Source organism: Methylocaldum szegediense (assembly GCF_949769195.1).
Lineage (GTDB): Bacteria > Pseudomonadota > Gammaproteobacteria > Methylococcales > Methylococcaceae > Methylocaldum > Methylocaldum szegediense.
Genome location: NZ_OX458333.1, coordinates 2515674 through 2535451 on the forward strand (window position 1 = coordinate 2515674; position 19778 = coordinate 2535451).

Here is a 19778-nt window from a genome sequence, read left to right on the forward strand (position 1 = left end):
CAGAGATCATGAAACACGAAGCCCTCGCCGCACCCACGAGTTTATCGGCGCCCCCGTCGCCGGCATCCAAATCGACCATGGCCGCTCCGGCGCTCGTCAAGCTGTCGCCTCTCGGAAAACAGTTTGCCGCCTACCTGAGCCGGCTGGACCATACCCCGGAAGAGGCGGTCCGCTGGGCTGCGCAACTCGCCTATCAGGCGGTAGCAGACGGTCAGGTCTGTCTCCGTCTCGACGATTACGCGGGTTCCGAAGCGGTCGTCGAGGACGGCGCCACCGTCGTTCTGCCCACCCTGGACGAGTGGTTGGCTGCGCTCCGAAAATCGAGATTGATCGGATCACCTGGCAGCTTCGCGCCGCTCGTGCTCGACGCCAACAACCGTCTTTACCTGACGCGTTATTGGCGTTATGAGAAGACTGTGGCCGATAGCCTCAAGGCACTCGCGGAAAGTCCCTGTCCGGAAATCGATGAAGGCAAGCTTCGGACCGAGCTGGACCTCCTTTTCGCCCATAACACCGAAGTGCCTGACCGGCAAAAGTTGGCGGCGGCGGTGGCCGTACTCAGGCGATTCTGTGTCATTTCCGGCGGTCCCGGAACCGGGAAGACCTCGACCGTGGTTCGCATACTCGCCGCTCTCCAATCCCAGGCCGGAGATAAGCCCTTGCGCATAGCGTTGAGTGCGCCCACCGGCAAGGCTGCAGCACGGCTGCAGGAAGCCATTCGCGAACAGAAGGCGAGGCTGCCGATATCGCAAGCCGTGCGCGACACACTTCCCGAAACCGCTTCTACCCTACACCGCCTGCTCGGCGCGAGACCCGATTCCGTTTATTTTCGCCACAACCGGAAGAATCCGCTGCCGTTCGACGTGCTAGTGGTCGATGAGGCCTCGATGATCGACCTGGCGCTGATGGCCAAGCTGGTCGACGCCCTGCCGAAAAACGCCCGGCTGATCATGCTGGGTGACAAGGATCAGTTGGCGTCGGTAGAGCCCGGCGCAGTATTCGGCGACCTTTGTCGGTCCTTCGGGTACAGCCCGGCGTTTCGCGAACGGCTCTATGCAGCCTCGGGGGTCGAGACTCCGTCAGGCGATCTGTTCACACCGGCCCTCTCCGACTGCATCGCTCTGCTCACTCACAGCCATCGCTTTGGTTCGGAAAGCGGCATCGGCCAATTGGCGCGGCTGATTAACGCCGGGCGCGCGAAAGACGCGGTGGATTTACTCTCGAGTGGCCGCCATCCCGAAATTCACTGGGAACCGGCGCGGCGGCACAGCCCGGCGGATTTGGTCGCTAGAATGGAAAACGGCTATCGGGCGTTCTTCGCGGCCGTGGACTCGGGCGCCGAAGTGGAGGCAGTCCTCCGGGCCTTCGGCCGTTTTCGGGTGCTCACCGCGCACCGAGAAGGCGACAGCGGGGCTGATGGGATTAACCGGCTGTTCGAAGAACGGCTTCACGAGGTACGGCGGTTGCGCCGTGGCACGCGGTGGTATCCGGGGCGTCCGGTTATCGTCACACGTAACGATTACGACCTCCGGATCTTCAACGGCGATATCGGCATTACGCTGGAGACGGCAGCCGGACTCAGGGTTTTTTTCGAGGACGCCGACGGCCATATCCGGTGCTTCGCACCAGCTCGGCTGCCCGAACACGAAAGTGTATACGCCATGACCGTACACAAGAGCCAAGGGTCTGAGTTCGACGAGGTCTTGCTGGCGCTGCCGGACGTCGAAAGCCCGGTGCTGGACCGCCCGCTGATCTACACCGCCATCACCCGAGCACGGCACCGAGTGGAAATTCTAGGCTCCCGGAAGATTCTGGAAGAAGCCATCAAGCGTGTTCCGGATCGATCGTCCGGGCTTCGGGAGCGGCTCTGGAGGCATATCTAATCGATTGTGGAGTTTGCAGCGATGAACGCGGGTATATGAAGGAGCACGCCGAACACTGCAGACGCCAACCGGGACCGCGTGCCCGTTTTTTTGGCAATATCAGAGCAAACTTCCGGATTGAGCAGAACATTCAGGGCGACTACAATCCCGACCTTTGCTGCAAGGCAAAGACCAGCTATGCACGACGAATTCCAGCAGCGCGCCCGCGAATTGATCGAAGCCGGTCGCTACATTCACGCCCGGGGCTGGGTGCCCGCGACCAGCGGAAACTTCTCGGCCCGCCTCAGCGACGGACGCATCGCTATCACGGTATCGGGACGCCACAAAGGCGAGCTGACGCCCGAAGACATCATGCTGATCGATGCCGAAGGCCGTTCCCTGGACGGAAAAAAGCCGTCAGCCGAGACTTTGCTGCACACATCGATCTATCGCCGCTATCCGGATGTCGGTGCCGTGCTGCACCCGCATTCCCCCGGCGCCACGGTGATTTCTCGATTCTTCCGCGACGAACTGGTACTCCAGGACTATGAACTGCTGAAAGCCTTACCGGGAATCGATACCCACGAAACGCGCATTGTCATTCCGATCTTCCCTAACGATCAGAACATCCCCCGGCTGGCGCTCAAAGTGGACGAGTACCTCGAACTCCACCGCGACATCTACGGCTATATCATCGCGGGTCACGGATTTTATACCTGGGGCGCCTCGGTAAAGGACGCCCTGCGCCATGTCGAAGCGCTGGAATTTTTGTTTGATATCGAGTGCCGCTTACACGGAGTAGGAACACCATGAGCTTGCTGACCATTCACCCCGAAAATCGTCCGGACGACGCCGAAGTGATCCGCGAACCCGAGGCCATCGCCCAGAAGCTTTGGGAAATCGGCGTGTTGTTCGAACGCTGGACCGCCGACCGAGAGCTGTCTCCCGACGCCGATCAGGAATCCATCATCGCAGCCTACCGCGAATCCATCGACCGATTGATCGACCGTTACGAGTTTCGTTCTGTCGACGTCGTCAGCATTCGGCCGGACCATCCCCAAAAAGCGGAGTTGCGCGCCATGTTTCTAAACGAGCATATGCACGACGATTTCGAGGTCCGCTTTTTCGTCGACGGAAGAGGACTTTTTTATCTGCATCCCAACGACAAGGTTTATGTGCTGCTCTGCGAGCAGGGTGACCTCATCAGCGTCCCGGCGAACCTCAAACATTGGTTCGATATGGGAGAAAATCCCCATTTTACGGCAATCCGCTTATTCACAACGCCCGACGGCTGGAAAGCGCGATTTACCGATAGCGGGATCGCCAGCACCTTCCCAAGCTTCGAACAATTCTTGACCCGATACGTATGATCCGCGCCATTCTGACTGACATCGAGGGAACTACATCGTCGATATCCTTTGTCAAAGACGTATTGTTCCCTTATTCCCGGGCGCGTATGATGGATTTCGTCACCCGTCATGCGGACGATCCCGAGGTAGCAACGTTGCTTGAAGAGGTCCGCTCACTCTGCGGAAAAAAGGAGCTGAGCGCGGCGCAAGTGGCTGAGCAACTCATACACTGGATCGATGAGGATAGAAAGTCGGCTCCCCTCAAGGCATTACAGGGGATGATCTGGGAAGAGGGATACCGCAACGGAGATTTTTGCGGTCACATCTACGAGGACGCCGTGCGCAAGCTAAGGGAATGGAAAGCACAGGGCATCGATCTCTACGTATTTTCTTCAGGATCCGTCCACGCTCAAAAACTCCTATTCGGACACACCGAATACGGCGATTTGACACCATTGTTTTCCGGGTATTTCGACACCCGCACCGGTCCCAAACAGGAAGCCGAGTCCTACCGGGAAATCGCTCGACGCATAGGCTTGCCACCGGCCTCCATTCTGTTCCTTTCGGATACCCCCGGCGAATTAGACGCTGCAAAATCCGTCGGCTTTTTGACGTGTCAACTGGAACGCGAAGGCACCGATTCGGGTCCCGCTACCCATAATCGAGCGGCGGATTTCGATGGCATCAATATTTCTCAATGAGAAAAGAAGCATCTACGAATCGTACCAGCACTATACGAACAGAGCCGGTAATCATTGAACCATAGACACTTAAGTTCGGAATATATATTGGCACGAAAACTGCTTACAGCTGGGAGGTGACTTTAGGGCTTGATTCCGTAAGACACGAAACGTAAAGTTCGCGTTTTTCGGTGAGCGGGTTGCTGCTCACCCGGGCATCGACAAATTCCCCGGCTCCGTACGCTTGTGGCGGAGAAGGGACTACGGAGAATTCGTCGATGCCTATGCGAAGACCTTGTTTAAAAAAGGGACCTGAGCATATGAGCACAGATACGATTTCTCATCCTGGGTATCAAATGCCCACGGCCAACCTGTCCCGGCGAGCTTTTTTGACTCGCGCCGGAATGGCGGCGGTGGGGACTTTACTTCTTCCCTCGGCTGATGCGTTTGCCAAGGTTTTCAGCAAAGAACGCAAATTGTCATTTTACAATTTGAATACTGGCGAAGAACTAACGCTCGTTTGTAGCCCGCAACAGTACTACGACCGCCGGACTTTGCGCCGGTTCAATCGTTTTTTGAGGGACCACCGGACCAACAGCGTCTACCCGATGGACCCCGCTTTGATCGATCTGCTCTATGCCGTCTTCGTTTTCACCGGCAGTCGCGGTACGTTCCATGTCCTCTCCGGCTACCGTTCGCCGGAAACGAACCGGATGCTACGCAAGATCAGTCACGGCGTAGCGGAGCATAGCCTGCACATGGAAGGTAAGGCGATCGACCTTCGCATGAGCGATATCAGCACGCGCACCGTTCAAAAGGCGGCACTCGCACTACAACAGGGCGGTGTCGGCTATTACCGGCGTTCTGATTTCGTTCATCTCGACACCGGCAGAGTCCGTTCCTGGTAGGGCCGTGTAGAACTCCAGAGGGGAGTTCTGCGCCCTACCTCTTCTGCTTAATGATTACGCCGTCTCTCGGGTCTGGGCTACGGGGCGAGAGTACTGGGAACCGATCTGCAGAGCCGAACACAGGCGCGGCGCATGCCGCGCCCGAACTCGACAAAGATGTGTCCGGGGTAGGACCCGGCCGACCTCCGTCCGACCGTTTTCCGCGGATATCGCCTTGCGCAAACATGCCGTCGCTACAGCATCCCCCTCGCCCGCGCGGCGTGTTATGAGGGATATGGGAACCCCTTGGCCAATAGATCGCTCAGGATCAGGTCATGGCCGTAGATATCGTCGTAGAAGCTCACAGACCCCTCCTCGTCGGCAAATACCGTCGAATAGAAGATGTAAACAGGCACGGGGTGCTTCAAGGTAACGGTTTTCGGCTTACTGCCATTCATAGCCGACTCGATTCGTTCGCGCGTCCACTCGCCCTGGTCCGCCAGGACGAATTCCGCAAGACCCACCGGGTCTTCCACCCGAATGCAGCCATGGCTGAAGTCGCGTCTGGCCTTCTTGAACAATCCCTTCGATGGCGTACTGTGCAAGTAGATGTTGTTATGGTTTGGAAATGCAAACTTGACCAAACCCAAAGCGTTCTTGGGCCCCGGCTTCTGCCTTAACTTAAGCGCGCCGGTCGAGAGCATCTCGATATTCCTGAAAGTCGGCTCATAGACGGGCGCATTGGGCGAAAAATTAGGGACGAGTTCAAGATTGTGCTGAGCCAAATATCCCGGGTTGCGGAGAATCTGCGGCAGCATCTCCTTGACTGTGATCTTGTACGGCAGATTCCAGTACGGGCGAAAGATGATATACGTCATGTTGGAGTGAAAAACCGGCGTATGGCGTCCGTCGACGGACTCACCGACGATGACGTTCATCTTGAGATCGGATTTTCCTAAAGCGGAGCCATTCCGGAAGCCGAACAACTGGAATGAGGGGATATTGACCACGAGATAGCTGCCGGAAATTCGTTCCGGCAACCAACGGAGACGCTCCAGGCCAAGTTGAATCTGGCGCAGTCGGTCGGTCAAAGGAAAGTTGAGCTGATTCAGAGTACTTTTTCCGATAACGCCGTCCGGTGTCAACCCGTGGCGTTGCTGGAACCGCTTGACCGCTTGCACCAATTCGCTGCCGTACACCTGGGAGTTCGCGGAAGCAGGTTTGATCTCTTCCAGGTCTCCGAGAACGTGCAACAGCTGCCTGAGTGCCGGTACATCCTTGTGTCGATCACCCGGCTTAAACTTTGCCGGAAAGGAGAACTGGACTTGGGGGGTTTCCTTGACCAAGCGCTGATACCGTGATAGCGCTTCCTTGAGCCGCTCGTAAATGGGAAAAGTGGGCTCCAAGGTCTCGATGATCGCCGTGGGCTGGGGACTCTGTGCAATCTTCTGAATCAGATTGGGTAGGTCTACCCGCTTAGGCTCGATGTTGAGCCCGTAATTAATGTTGTTCGGGTTGATGCGCCCGATATAAAGGTTCGACACATACCGCATCGCCGCGAGACTCAGGGCGACATCGGCGGAGGCAATCTCCCGAGGATTTGCGCCTCTCTCACCAAACTCGCTCAGCCACTGGCCCAAAAGTTCGGCATCGTAGTCCTCAGCGTTCAAGCCTTTGCTGTCTGCGCCGGCCAGATTCTGCACCAACTCCTTAGCCTGCGGCGTCGGCCTTCCCTCGTTGAACCACAAAGGTAGAAGGCCGTTTTGGCCATACAACTGCTCCAATTGCACCTGGTAATCCGAAAACTTGCCCCAGCGCAGTTTTGGGTGCGTTCCTTCCTTAAGCAGGCTTCGGATGTGAGTCGTAGGGGTATCCGGAATGAACTCCGGTTCTGCAGCAGGAACGACGGTCGCGGTACTGAGACCGACAACCAGAATAGTCAGGGTAAACTGAAACAAAACCCCTATGGGCGAACAAGCTTTGATCATCACGTATTTTCCTTGCTGGCAATGAGCGCGCCATTAGACGGTGCAATTGCGTGCGGGTTCGCAACAGTATAACGCCGAAAGGGTCCACCTTGACTCGTATGCGCAACGCGTTCGCAGCGCGCTCGTCTTAAAGACGCGGAACACCACCCGAAACAACAAAAGCTTAGTACTTTACTTGGGATTTATACAGGACTAAAATGGTCCTTAATTGAAAAAGGCAGTCCCCATGCTTCGTATCAGCAAGTTGACCGATTACGCCATCATCATTCTCGGACATATGGCCAGAGAACCTGAGCGCACTTATGCTGCCACCGATTTGGCCGATTCGACCGGTATCACGATCCCTACGGTGAGTAAGATTCTGAAGGCGCTCACGAGAGCCGACATCCTGAAATCGACGCGCGGCGCCAAAGGCGGCTATCAATTGACCCGATCGCCTGCTAAAACCAGCGTGGCGACCATCATTTATGCCCTTGAAGGGCCGATCGCTCTCACCGAATGCGGACTCGAACATGATCAGTGCCAGCAGTCCTCGTCGTGCCAGATTCGGGGCAACTGGGGCGTCATCAACCGGGCGATCCGTGCCGCTCTGGAATCCGTCAGCCTGGCCGATATGGTCATGCCCTTAACGAAAGCGCCCGAGGAAATCCGCATTCCGGTCAGCGCCCTTCACTATCAGCCGAGATAAAGAGGCGGAGTAAACCTCATGTCTGCAACAGTAAAAACCCTGGATCAATTCATCAAGAAAGGTTATGCGCCCGGTTTCGTCACCGATCTGGAAGCGGACACCCTGCCGCCCGGCCTCAACGAAGACGTGATTCGCGCCATCTCGGCCAAGAAAAACGAGCCTGAGTTCATGCTTGAATGGCGGTTGAAAGCTTTTCGCCTCTGGCTCGAGATGGAAGAACCGAAGTGGGCTTTCGTCCACTACGGCCCCATCGATTATCAGGCCATCAGCTACTACTCGGCACCGAAAACCCGGGAGCAACCGAAAAGCCTCGACGAAGTCGACCCGAAGCTCTTGGAAACCTATAACAAGCTCGGCATCCCACTTTACGAGCAGGAAAGGCTGGCCGGCGTCGCAGTTGACGCCGTGTTCGACAGCGTATCGGTGGCGACTACCTTCAAGGAAAAGCTGGCGGCGGCTGGGGTGATTTTCTGCTCCATGTCGGAAGCGATCCAGAATCATCCCGACCTGGTGCGTGAGTACCTGGGCAGTGTCGTACCGCCCAGTGACAACTTTTTCGCGGCACTTAACTCTGCGGTATTCTCCGACGGCTCCTTCGTCTACATCCCGAAGGGCGTGCGCTGCCCGATGGAGCTGTCGACCTATTTCCGCATCAATGCCGCCAAGACGGGCCAGTTCGAGCGCACCCTCATCATTGCGGAAGAAAGTTCTTACGTCAGCTATCTCGAAGGCTGCACCGCCCCGATGCGGGATGAAAACCAGCTCCACGCCGCAGTAGTGGAATTGGTAGCCCTAGACAACGCCGAGATCAAATACTCGACCGTGCAAAACTGGTATCCGGGCGACGAGGAAGGCCGGGGTGGCATCTACAACTTCGTCACCAAGCGGGGCGATTGCCGAGGCCGCAAATCCAAGATTTCCTGGACTCAAGTCGAAACCGGATCGGCCATCACCTGGAAATACCCGAGCTGCATCCTGCGCGGAGATGAGTCGGTAGGCGAATTCTACTCGGTAGCGGTCACCAACCACTGCCAGCAGGCCGACACCGGCACCAAGATGATTCATCTCGGCAAGAACACCAAAAGCACCATCATCTCCAAGGGAATTTCCGCCGGCCGCGCACAGAACAGCTATCGCGGCCTGGTGAAAATCCTGAAATCGGCAGAGAACGCGCGCAATTACACCCAGTGCGACTCGCTGCTGATCGGCGATCGCTGCGGCGCGCATACTTTCCCCTATATTGAAGTTAAGCAGCCCACGGCGCAGGTGGAACACGAAGCTACCACGTCCAAGATCAGCGAAGACCAGTTGTTCTTCTGCATGCAACGCGGCCTGTCCGCCGAGGATGCCGTCTCGATGATCGTAAACGGCTTCTGCAAGCAGGTGTTCAAGGAACTGCCCATGGAGTTCGCCGTCGAAGCCCAAGCGCTCTTGGGAATCAGTTTGGAAGGTAGCGTAGGCTAGTATCCCGGTCGGCCCATTCAACAGATATATCTAGGTAAATCACTCATGCTCAAGATCGAGAATCTCCACGTCCGGGTCGACGACAAGCCCATCCTCAAGGGCATCAACCTGGACATCAAACCCGGCGAGGTCCACGCCATCATGGGACCCAACGGTTCCGGCAAGAGCACCTTGTCGCACGTGCTGGCCGGCCGCGCGGGCTATGAAGTCACGGCCGGAACCGTAACCTACCTCGGCCGGAATCTTCTAGAGATGAAACCCGAAGAGCGTGCCCGGGAAGGCGTTTTTCTCGCCTTTCAATACCCGGTGGAAATCGCCGGCGTCAGCAATATTTATCTCTTGAAAGCCGCCCTGAACGCCATCCGCAAACATAAGGGCCTGAGCGAAGTCGACGCGATGGATTTCCTGAAATTGGTCAAGGAGAAGATCAAGGCCGTGAACCTGGATGAACAATTCCTGTACCGCGGCGTGAACGAAGGCTTTTCGGGCGGCGAAAAAAAGCGCAACGAAATCCTCCAGATGGCGGTGCTCGAACCGAGCCTATGCATCCTCGACGAAACCGATTCGGGACTCGACATCGACGCGCTCAGATTGGTCGCGGAAGGCGTGAACTCCCTACGCTCGCCGGACCGGTCCTTCATCCTGGTCACCCATTACCAGCGCCTGCTCAACTACATCAAGCCGGACTATGTTCATGTGCTCGCCCACGGCCGAATCGCCAAATCGGGTGACGCCGACCTGGCGCTGGAACTGGAAAAGAAAGGCTACGGCTGGGTCGATCAACTGATCTCCGCGGGTGCCTGATATGAGCGCGGCTCAACACTACGTCGAACACTATCGGGCATTGGCCCTGCCCGGCGAGCCTCTACCGTGGCTGCGCCGGTTGCGGGAAGAGGCTCAAAGCCGCTTCTCCGCCGGCGGCTTTCCTTCGCCGCGCGAGGAAGAATGGAAATACACTAATGTCGCGGCGCTGGAAAAGAAGCTGTTCGTGCCCACAATGGGCACACCTGCGGTTGCGGCGGACACGAGCGATCTAGAGCGGCTTCGTCTGGACGATGCCTGGTCGCTGGTCTTCGTCGACGGCATGTATTCTGCGGAACATTCCATGACCGACGGACTTCCCGAAGGCGTTATCGCGACGTCTCTGGCCAGTGCGCTGGAACGGTATCCCGAGCGGATCGAGGACTTGTTCAACCAAGCGGTTCCGCAAGACGCTCACGGCTTCATCGCCTTCACCACGGCGTATTTCAGAGACGGTGCCTTCGTGCTTGTGCCGGCCGGCACGATTCTGGACAAACCCTTGCAGCTGATTCATTTTTCGACGCGCCCGGACGGACTGGCCGTGACCCGCAATCTCATTGCGCTGGAACAGAATGCCGAAGCCAGCCTCGTCGAAACCTATGCGGGTGCCGGAGACTTGAGTTATCTCTCCGCCTCGGTCACCGAGGTTTCAGTGGGCGAAAATGCGGGACTCGAGCATTACAAGCTCCAGAGCGAAACCGTCAAGGGCTATCACTTCGGCGGGATTTACGCGCTAGAGGCACGCTCGGCACGATTCCGTCAGCATCATCTCGCTTTCGGCGGCCTCGTGGCTCGTACCGAGATTCACGCTCAATTGGACCATGAGGCGGCGTGTGAATTGGACGGATTGTTTCTCGCGACCGGACGGCGGCATCTGGATACCCACACTCTCATCCGTCATAAGGCACCCTGCGGCACCAGCCGTGAAACCTACCGAGGCATCGCCGCGAATCGTGCGCGGGGCGTCTTTTCCGGACGCATCGTCGTTCACCCAGAAGCCCAGAAAACCGACGCCGAAATGAGCAACCGCAACCTGCTCTTGTCGGAAGACGCCGAAATCGACAGCAAGCCGCAGCTCGAAATTCACGCCGACGACGTAAAATGCTCCCATGGTGTAACCGTCGGGCAACTCGATCCGGAGGCCGTTTTTTATCTCGAATCACGCGGCGTGGATGAAGCAACGGCGCGCAACATGCTCATATTCGCCTTTGCCAACGAGATGGTCGAAAAAATCGGACTCAACAGCCTCAGGAGAATAGTTCACGACGAACTGTTGTCTTTCCTGCCGCAATCCAATGTCCGAAAAGATTGGTTATGAACAAGGTTTACGCTTCCCAGGCCGCCATGCCACAGAATCCAGCTCATTCCGCCCCGGGTACGGCAAGCTTGAAAGCCCCATCGAACGTGGCGGGCTATGACGTTGCGCGCATTCGTGAAGACTTTCCGATTCTGCACCAAGAGGTACACGGCAAGCCGCTGGTCTATCTCGACAACGGCGCAACCACGCACAAACCCAAGGCGGTGATCGACTGCATCCGCCGGGTTTACGAGAACGACTACTCCAATGTTCACCGTGGCGTGCATACCTTAAGCCAGCGCTCGACCGATCTTTTCGAAGCCGCGCGCGAAAAGATGCAAAAATTCCTGAACGCGAGGCACAGCCATGAAATCGTGTTCGTGCGCGGCACGACCGAAGCGATCAATCTAGTGGCACAAAGTTTCGGCCGCAGCGTTTTGAAAGAGGGCGACGAAATCCTCATCACCGCCATGGAGCATCACTCCAACATCGTGCCCTGGCAGATGGTGTGCGAGCAAACCGGTGCCAAGCTGAAAGTCGCTCCGATCGACCGAAACGGCGACCTGCAGCTGGATGAGTTCGAGCGACTCCTGTCGCCACGCACCCGGCTGGTGTCGGTGGTCCATATGTCCAACGCACTGGGAACGATCAACCCGGTCAAAGCGATTATCGAGCTCGCCCATAGCCGGGAGATTCCGGTGCTTCTAGACGGTGCTCAGGCGGCACCACACATGACCGTGGACGTTCAGGATCTGGACTGTGATTTTTACGCCCTGTCCGGACACAAGCTGTACGGCCCGACCGGCATCGGCGTGCTCTACGGCAAGGAAAAATGGCTCGAAGCCATGCCGCCCTACCAAGGCGGCGGCGACATGATCCGCCGGGTCACATTTGACAAGACCGAGTACAACACCCTGCCCTTCAAGTTCGAAGCTGGCACGCCGAACATTGTCGACGCGATTGCCTTGGGGGCGGCAGTGGATTATCTCCAAACCATCGGCATGGATGCGATCGCGGCGTACGAGAACCAGTTGTTGCAGTATGCTACGGAACGGGCTTTCGAAATTCCCCAACTGACCATCGTCGGCACGGCGGAACGGAAAGGTGCGATCCTGTCTTTCACGCTGGAGCGTATACATCCCCACGACATCGGCACGATTCTGGACCACCTCGGCATCGCGATCCGCGCCGGGCATCATTGCGCCATGCCGGTCATGGACTTCTTCGGCGTGCCCGCGACCGCTCGCGCTTCTTTCGGTCTCTACAATACATTCGAGGAAATCGATATCCTGATGGACGGCATTCGCAAAGTCATCGAGGTGTTCGGCTGATGCTGGAGCAGATCCGGGATCTTTATCAGGAAGTTGTGTTCGATCACAACCGCAACCCGCGCAATTTCCGGGTCATGGAAGACGCCAATCGGAAAATCGAAGGGTTCAACCCGTTGTGCGGCGACAAAATCACGCTCTACGTCAAAGTGAACGACGGCGTGATCGAGGATGTGAGTTTCCAAGGTTCCGGCTGCGCTATTTCGACGGCTTCCGCCTCGCTCATGACCGAGCTCGTCAAGGGTCAGAGCGAAGAAGAAGCCCAGCATTTGTTCGACATTTTTCACCGCATCACTACGGGCAAAGACGACGCCGTGAATCTCGAAGAGCTCGGCAAGCTCGCTGTCCTGGCCGGTGTCCGCGCCTACCCGGCTCGGGTGAAATGCGCCACCTTGGCTTGGCATTCGCTGCAAGCGGCGCTCAAGAATGAAAAGGACACCGTCAGCACCGAATAGAGCCGGATAGAAAGCAAGCGTTTCATGTCCGATTGGATCGACGTTACCCCTGAAGGCAGCCTGCAAAACGGCGAGCATGTGGTCGTGGATGTCGACGGAACGCAGGTCGCCGTGTTCATGATCGATGGTGAGTACTACGCCATCGAAGACGTCTGCACCCACGACGGCGCCGAGATCGCCAGCGGTCGGCTGGAAGGCTGCGAGATCGTTTGCCCCCGCCACGGTGCCCGCTTCTGCCTGAAAACCGGCAAAGTCCTAAAACCCCCGGCCTATGAGGATCTCCCGTGCTTTCCCGTCCGGGTCGAGCGTGGCATGATCCAAGTTCGAGACGAGCGCTGGGACTGACCCAGGGTCGAGCCCGGTCTCAAGGCTCGTTTTTTCTTGAGACTCATCTGTAGTACCATTCCAGTTTTTTGACTGGATATCAAAGCTTGTTCAACTATGCGCGAACTCAATCCTCTCTATAACCAAATCAAAGATTTGAAGAGCCGCCAGGCAGCTCTTAGGGGGTATCTTTGACTTCGATACCAAACGCGAGCGGCTGGACGAAGTCTTAAAAGAACTCGAAGACCCGAAAATCTGGGATAACCCCGAAAAAGCCCAAAGCCTGGGACGCGAACGCACACAGCTCGAATCGGTCGTTAACACACTGGTTCGAATTGAACAGGGTGTAAACGACGCCGAGGAACTTCTCGCTCTGGCGGTGGACGAGGACGACGAAGCGACCGTGGATACTGTGGCCGCCGATCTCGAACGCCTAGAGAAACAAGTCGCCGAACTCGAGTTCCGCCGTATGTTCTCAGGCGAGATGGACCCGAACAATGCCTTTCTCGATATCCAGGCGGGGTCCGGCGGCACCGAAGCGCAAGATTGGGCTGAAATGCTGGAACGCATGTATCTCCGCTGGGGCGAGCGGCGCGGTTTCAAGACCGAACTGATCGAAGAGTCGCCGGGCGAGGTAGCCGGTATCAAGAGCGCCACGATCCGTTTCGAAGGCGAATATGCCTACGGTTGGCTCCGGACTGAAACCGGCGTACACCGCCTGGTTAGAAAATCACCGTTTGACTCCGGCAATCGCCGGCATACCTCGTTTGCTTCGGTTTTTGTCTCGCCCGAAGTGGACGACTCGATCGATATCGAGATCAATCCCGCCGATCTCCGCATCGACGTGTACCGGGCCAGTGGCGCCGGCGGGCAGCACGTCAACAGAACCGAATCTGCGGTGCGCATCACACATATCCCAAGCGGCATCGTGGTTCAGTGTCAGACCGAGCGGTCCCAGCACGCCAACCGTGACCGATGCATGAAACAGCTTCGGGCCAAGCTCTACGAAATGGAAATGCAGAAACGCAACGCGGAAAAGCAAAAGCTGGAAGAGTCCAAGTCCGACATCGGCTGGGGTAGCCAGATCCGCTCGTACGTGCTGGACCAATCCAGGATCAAGGATTTACGTACCGGTGTCGAAAGCGGCAACCCGCAAGCCGTATTGGACGGCGATCTGGACATGTTCATCGAAGCCAGCTTGAAAAGCGGCCTGTAAGGCTTGATGTCGGTCGCCATGGCTGTGGCTCGTCCCCTCGCGCGGGTTTGTTTTACTCCGTCAGGGCGGGGCCTCCCTCGAAACGAGAACTCGCAACAAGAAAACGTATGAACGATCAATTGGACGAAAACAAGCTCATCGCTCAAAGGCGGGAAAAATTGGCGGACCTGCGCCAGAAAGGTATCGCCTTCCCCAACGACTTCCGCCGCAACACCCTGGCGCAGGCGCTTCACGACCAGTACGGAGACGAGGACGGCGCCACCCTGGAAACTCGGAACATCCAGGTCAAGGCTGCCGGGCGCATCATGAGCAAGAGGCTGATGGGCAAGGCGAGCTTCGCCCATATTCAGGACATGTCTGGGCGTATCCAAGTTTTCCTCCAGAAAGACGCCCTACCGGAAGGCCAGTACGAAGCTTTCAAGCACTGGGATATCGGCGACATCATCGGCGTCAAAGGTACGGTTTTTCGTACCAAGACCGGCGAGTTGTCCATTCGGGCAACCGAAATCCGCCTGCTCACCAAGAGCTTACGCCCTTTGCCGGAGAAGTTCCACGGACTGACGGACGAAGAGCTCCGACATCGGCAGCGTTACGTCGATCTCATCGTGAACGAGGAATCCAGGCGAATCTTCCGAATGCGCAGCACCATCATTCAGTTCATTCGCCAGTTCTTGCTCGAGCGGGACTTCCTTGAAGTGGAAACCCCGATGATGCAGGTGATTCCCGGCGGTGCTCGCGCCCGGCCCTTCATCACCCATCACAATGCCCTCGATATGGACTTGTATCTCCGTATCGCTCCGGAACTCTACCTAAAACGGTTGGTGGTCGGCGGTTTCGAAAAGGTTTTCGAGATCAACCGCAGCTTCCGCAACGAGGGGCTCTCTACCCAGCACAATCCCGAGTTCACGATGCTGGAGTTTTATCAAGCCTATGCGGATTATCACGACCTGATGGACTTGACCGAGGAAATGCTGCGCGGCCTCGCGATGCAATTATTCGGCAGCGCCACGGTAAGCTATGGCGGGCATAGCTATGATTTGTCGAAACCCTTCGAACGGTTGACCGTGTTCGAATCGATCCTCCGCTATAACCCCGAGCTGACAGCCGCGAACCTTACCGATCGCGAACGGGCCGCCCAAGTCGCGGAGAGACTAGGCTGTCTCGTCACGCCGTCGGACGGCTTAGGCAAATTGCAAACCGAGATCTTCGAGAAAACCGTAGAAGATCGGTTGATGGGACCGATCTTCATTACCGAGTATCCGACCGAGACCTCACCGCTCGCCCGCCGAAATGATCGAAATCCGTTTGTGACCGACCGCTTCGAGCTATTCATCGGCGGGCGGGAGCTCGCCAACGGTTTCTCAGAGCTGAACGATCCGGAAGACCAGGCCGAACGGTTCAGAAAGCAAGTAGCGGACAAGGACGCCGGGGACGAAGAGGCCATGCATTACGATGCGGACTATATCCGCGCATTGGAGTATGGGCTGCCACCGACTGCGGGCGAAGGCATCGGCATAGACCGGTTGGTGATGTTCTTCACTGACTCGTCGTCGATCCGTGATGTTATTCTCTTCCCGCATATGCGAAGAGAAAACTGAAACTCATACCCTGGTCTTCACGCCGGCAGGGCGGAGTCCTTATCCCCGCCCTCACCCGCTGAACCTTGTAACCCCTTACTTCTTTCCCTTATTCGCCGCTTGGATCAGGTTCCCGTCCTGATCGACCAGCGGCACACGATACTCGCGCAGCAAAGCAGCGATCTTCTCGGCATTCTGGCTGATCAAGGCGTTCAACTCCTCTTTCCGTTCCTTGTCGGGAAAACGAACCGCCATTGAGATGGGAAAGTCGAACTTGATGGATTCCTCCGACTTCATAGGTAACATCTCGAAAGCACCCGGCTTTGCGTGCGTCACCAGATAGCCGGCGATCGGTCCCCAAACGATCACCATATCGATGTTTCCGGCTGCGAATTCCTTTTCCAGCAACTGCGCAGTGTTCACTGTGGCGTCCCCTGTCATGCTTGGATAAGGAACGCCCTGCTGAGCGAGCTGATGTTTGAGCAGCCAAGTGGTTCCCGGCGCTCCATCAAACATGGCGATGCGCAGCTTGCCTTTTCGCTCCTCCGGAAGATGCGCGAGATCATCGGGCGACTTGATGTCGTCCCAGCCGCTTTTCTTCCGATACACCAAGGCATAAGTCGAGCGGTAATAAGGCTTGGTGGTCGCAGCAAGCTCATATCCTGTAGGAACGCCCATCACCACGTCGCACTTATAGTCCTTAGAGTTCGGCAATTGCGCCTTCAAGGTATTGCGGATAAAGCCGATCCTTTGCGGAAACCAGCTGTATTCGACTTTCTTGCCTAGTTGTTTGGCGAACAGTTCGGCGATTTTGTTCTCGAATCCGCTTCCATTCTTGTCCGAAAAAGGCGGGTTGTTCGGATCCGCGCAAACCTTGAATGCGTTATTGTCCGCATGAGCGATGGAAACAGACATCAACACCGAAACCAAAAGCGCCATTCGCCAACTGAAACAGCATTTGACGGCCATCAAGAACTCCTCTAGTACAAAACGAATCGCCTCTTAGAGACGTGCTAAACGCAAAAATTCGGCGTTCGTTCGACAAAAAGAACGCCCCGGCTGACGGACTCAGCCGAGGCGTACTTTACCAAGTAACGAATCGCTTTAGATTTACTTGTCGGGTAGAGCGAATACGGTGAGTACGCCACCCAACTTGGTATAGTTGCTGAGGCTGCGGTATGCGCCTACGGCACCCAAGCCTTCACTTTCGCCCTCAAGACCGGCAGCCATACCGATACCCGCCCAGCCGCCGAGGCCAGACAAGACGCCGACATACTGCTTGCCCTTATACATCCAAGTATTGACGTTACCGATGATACCCGACGGGGTCTTGAACCTGTAAAGTTCCTCGCCCGTCTTCGCATCAACCGCTTTCAGGTAGCCTTCCAAGGTTCCGTAGAACACGACGTCACCCGCGGTCGCTAGCGCACCGCTCCACACCGAGAACGGCTCATCCTTAGACCAGACGATCGTGCCGGTTGTCGGATCCCAAGCGGTGAACACACCCAGGTTGTGCGAACCATTCTTTTGGCCGGTCTTGGCATCGACGCCAGCCGGGAACATGGTCAGCGTCGCACCGACATACGGTTGACCCGCGGTGTACTCGACTTCGAAGGGTTCGTAGTTCATGCACACGTGGTTGCCCGGAATATAGACCAGTTTGGTCCTGGGCGAATATGCCACCGGTTGTTGGTCCTTGCTGCCGAGCGCGGCCGGGCAGATTCCAGTGGTGTTATGATCGACACCGCCTTTGTGGGTACTGTATTGGTCGACGACCTGTGGACGGCCGGTTTTCATGTCGACATGCGTAGCCCAGTTGACGGCTTTGTCGAACTTCTCGGCAACCAGCAACTCGCCTGTCTCACGGTCCAGGGTGTAGCCGAAACCGTTACGATCGAAGTGAACGATAAGCTTCTCGTGCACCTTACCGTTCTTGTCGGTCATTTTTAGATCGATCAACGGCGCTTCGTTGATGCCGTCATAGTCCCACTCGTCGTGCGGGGTCATCTGATAAACCCACTTGGCCACGCCGGTATCCGCGTCGCGGGCCCATAGGGTCATGGACCATTTGTTGTCGCCGGGACGCTGAACCGGGTTCCAGGTGCCGGGGTTACCGGAACCGTAATAAATCAGGTTGAGTTCCGGATCGTAGCTATACCAACCCCAGGTCGTACCGCCACCGAGCTTCCACTGATCGCCTTCCCAGGTTTTCAAGCTGGAATCCTTGCCGACCGGCTGCATCTTACCGTCGGTCCAGGTCATGGTCTTTTCGGGATCGACCTTGATATCGGAATCCGGACCCATGCTATAGGCTTTCCAAGCCAGGGTGCCGTCTTTGATGTTGTAAGCAGCGATGAAACCGCGAACACCGAATTCACCGCCGGCAATACCCGTGATAACCTTGTCTTTGACCACGAGCGGAGCGTTGGTGCTGGTCATGCCGAGCTTCGGCTCGCCGTTCTTGACTTTCCAGACGACTTTGCCGGTTTTCGCGTCCAAAGCCACCAAAGTGGCATCGCCCTGCGCCAGGAAGATCTTGCCGTCGCCGTATGCGAGACCGCGGTTCACCACGTCGCAGCACATAACCGAAATAACCTGGTTGGGGTCGACGTCCTTATCAGGAGAGTAAGAGTACTCCCAGATGACGGACTGAGTGGCCTGATCCAGCGCGTAAACCTTGTGCGGGTAGGGCGTCTGGATGTACAGCACGTCGTTCACGACCAGCGGACCGCCTTCATGGCCGCGGAGCATACCGGTGGAAAAAGTCCAGACAGGCTGAAGATTCTTTACGTTCTTGTTATTAATCTGGTCCAGCTCGCTATAGCGCGTGCCGGCATAATTCCCACCCCAGGTTACGAAGTTCTTGGGGTCCTTCGAGAGCGCCTCGACTTCGGCATTGGCTTGGGAAATCCCCGGGGCTGCTAGCAACGAAGCTACCGACGTTGCAATCAGCCAACTTTTCACGGGTTTTTTCATCTCTTTTCCTCCTCGTATTCTGTATACACAGAGTACGCTTTGTTAACGATTAAGTGACCCTAAATACGATAGGACGGATTTTATGTTGCGTAAGGAAACATTCCCTAAGGGAATCATGAAAATTCCCCGACAAGCCCGTCTGCGTGCGTAAGTTGAAGTATTTCAGGCAAAAAGTCAATAACGCAGAAACTACTGAGAGGCGCGGCTGAGCTCGGTTGGACAGGTTTTTGCACGGCTCGAAAGGAAAAGCCTTAACGACCAAATTCGCCGCCAAGACTGCTTTATTTAAATCAATCAATTAAGAAACTTTCCATCAAGTTGTTCCGATTTTCCGAAAAACAACAGCTGGATCCTACTCGAGCGTGGCGGACGTGTCGGCTGTCCGGAGCTCCGTCGAAGGAGCGGCGGCGCCGCAGCGTCGTCTTCCGAAAGGGTGTCCGCTTGACGTGCCAGACTTGAATTCCCGTGTTTTGCCATGCGGGTCCAAGACTTTGTTGGTAACCCAATCTAGCCGAAGCTTCCTGAGGGCTTCCGAAAAATACCGGGCGCTTTAGCCATCCGGCTGGAAGCGTAAGCCTTCAAACATCCTTTAGCAAAGCCGATGTTAAGACCGAACCTTAGCCTCGACCGCCTTGTTTTCGACTGCCTGTCGCAGTGTTTCATGTACTCTGATTGTTCGGATTCTGACGACCGCAGCGAGCGGTACGTAAAAAGACCGACGCACGGCACTCGTCAATCTCGCAGTCGCGGGTGTCGTCGGCGCAAAGATCGCTGCAAGCTCGTCTCGGCATCTGTTTCACATCCCTTCAAACTACGCGCCACGAGAAACGACAGCCTCGTATCGCCGCGCATCGAACCGGTCGACAGCCTCCAATGGCAGTTGAAC

17 protein-coding genes are annotated in these 19778 nt (G+C 56.6%); 14 read left to right on the forward strand and 3 right to left on the reverse strand.

Translation table 11 applies throughout. The annotated features are described in order from the left end of the window. Positions 1-8 precede the first annotated feature (8 nt). The 5 genes from recD (at position 9) to QEN43_RS10710 (ending at position 4799) form a co-directional block, all read left to right on the forward strand. Entirely contained in the window at positions 9-1883 is a 1875-nt protein-coding gene (gene recD / locus QEN43_RS10690) for an exodeoxyribonuclease V subunit alpha (RefSeq protein WP_317963228.1), read from the forward strand. A gap of 177 nt (positions 1884-2060) precedes the next feature. Beyond that, positions 2061-2675, forward strand: coding sequence for a methylthioribulose 1-phosphate dehydratase (locus QEN43_RS10695; protein WP_026611473.1), 615 nt, complete (start codon positions 2061-2063; stop codon positions 2673-2675). Then, positions 2672-3232: a 1,2-dihydroxy-3-keto-5-methylthiopentene dioxygenase gene (locus tag QEN43_RS10700; protein WP_026611472.1), complete on the forward strand. Its 561-nt coding sequence runs from the start codon at positions 2672-2674 to the stop codon at positions 3230-3232. Before QEN43_RS10695 ends, QEN43_RS10700 begins: the two co-directional genes overlap by 4 nt. After that, positions 3229-3912 carry an acireductone synthase gene (gene mtnC / locus QEN43_RS10705; RefSeq protein ID WP_317963229.1) on the forward strand — a complete coding sequence of 228 codons (684 nt, stop codon included), beginning with the start codon at positions 3229-3231 and terminating at the stop codon, positions 3910-3912. Before QEN43_RS10700 ends, mtnC begins: the two co-directional genes overlap by 4 nt. Before the next feature lie 299 nt (positions 3913-4211). Beyond that, entirely contained in the window at positions 4212-4799 is a 588-nt protein-coding gene (locus QEN43_RS10710) for a YcbK family protein (RefSeq protein ID WP_051331940.1), read from the forward strand. 263 nt (positions 4800-5062) lie between these two features. Here QEN43_RS10710 and QEN43_RS10715 read toward each other — a convergent pair whose 3' ends face one another. After that, the gene (locus QEN43_RS10715) at positions 5063-6766 is read right to left on the reverse strand and encodes a L,D-transpeptidase family protein (RefSeq protein WP_051331939.1); all 1704 of its coding nucleotides are present in this window, start codon (positions 6764-6766) and stop codon (positions 5063-5065) included. A gap of 226 nt (positions 6767-6992) precedes the next feature. Here QEN43_RS10715 and QEN43_RS10720 point away from each other — a divergent pair, with 226 nt between their 5' ends. The 9 genes from QEN43_RS10720 to lysS all read left to right on the forward strand — a co-directional run bounded on the left by QEN43_RS10720 (position 6993) and on the right by lysS (position 15937). Then, on the forward strand, positions 6993-7454 hold the full coding sequence (locus tag QEN43_RS10720) for an SUF system Fe-S cluster assembly regulator (protein ID WP_026611469.1): 462 nt from the start codon (positions 6993-6995) through the stop codon (positions 7452-7454). A gap of 18 nt (positions 7455-7472) precedes the next feature. Next, the gene (gene sufB / locus QEN43_RS10725; protein ID WP_026611468.1) at positions 7473-8918 is read left to right on the forward strand and encodes a Fe-S cluster assembly protein SufB; all 1446 of its coding nucleotides are present in this window, start codon (positions 7473-7475) and stop codon (positions 8916-8918) included. A gap of 45 nt (positions 8919-8963) precedes the next feature. Further along, positions 8964-9722 (forward strand): Fe-S cluster assembly ATPase SufC, encoded by a 759-nt coding sequence (gene sufC, locus QEN43_RS10730; RefSeq protein WP_317963230.1) that lies wholly within the window; start codon positions 8964-8966, stop codon positions 9720-9722. Between the two features lies 1 nt (position 9723). Beyond that, entirely contained in the window at positions 9724-11037 is a 1314-nt protein-coding gene (gene sufD, locus QEN43_RS10735; protein ID WP_317963231.1) for a Fe-S cluster assembly protein SufD, read from the forward strand. Positions 11038-11123: 86 nt separating this feature from the next. Next, entirely contained in the window at positions 11124-12347 is a 1224-nt protein-coding gene (locus QEN43_RS10740) for a cysteine desulfurase (RefSeq protein WP_235726736.1), read from the forward strand. Further along, positions 12347-12799 carry a Fe-S cluster assembly sulfur transfer protein SufU gene (gene sufU, locus QEN43_RS10745; RefSeq protein ID WP_026611464.1) on the forward strand — a complete coding sequence of 151 codons (453 nt, stop codon included), beginning with the start codon at positions 12347-12349 and terminating at the stop codon, positions 12797-12799. Before QEN43_RS10740 ends, sufU begins: the two co-directional genes overlap by 1 nt. Before the next feature lie 24 nt (positions 12800-12823). Further along, positions 12824-13144, forward strand: coding sequence for a non-heme iron oxygenase ferredoxin subunit (locus tag QEN43_RS10750; RefSeq protein WP_026611463.1), 321 nt, complete (start codon positions 12824-12826; stop codon positions 13142-13144). Positions 13145-13240: 96 nt separating this feature from the next. Then, positions 13241-14339, forward strand: a protein-coding gene (gene prfB, locus QEN43_RS10755) for a peptide chain release factor 2 (protein WP_156912865.1) whose coding sequence is annotated in 2 segments (ribosomal slippage) — positions 13241-13315 and positions 13317-14339 — 1098 coding nt in all. Because the reading frame shifts where the segments join, the coding sequence is not laid out codon by codon here. A gap of 107 nt (positions 14340-14446) precedes the next feature. Beyond that, entirely contained in the window at positions 14447-15937 is a 1491-nt protein-coding gene (gene lysS / locus QEN43_RS10760) for a lysine--tRNA ligase (RefSeq protein WP_026611461.1), read from the forward strand. Positions 15938-16012: 75 nt separating this feature from the next. On the opposite strand, the gene QEN43_RS10765 is transcribed toward lysS, so the two are convergent. Together QEN43_RS10765 and QEN43_RS10770 are read right to left on the reverse strand one after the other, a co-directional pair. After that, positions 16013-16885 (reverse strand): substrate-binding domain-containing protein, encoded by an 873-nt coding sequence (locus QEN43_RS10765; RefSeq protein ID WP_084162281.1) that lies wholly within the window; start codon positions 16883-16885, stop codon positions 16013-16015. Positions 16886-17026: 141 nt separating this feature from the next. Then, a complete protein-coding gene (locus tag QEN43_RS10770) occupies positions 17027-18892 on the reverse strand; it encodes a methanol/ethanol family PQQ-dependent dehydrogenase (RefSeq protein WP_026611459.1) in 1866 nt (621 codons plus the stop codon). Between the last annotated feature and the right edge of the window lie 886 nt (positions 18893-19778).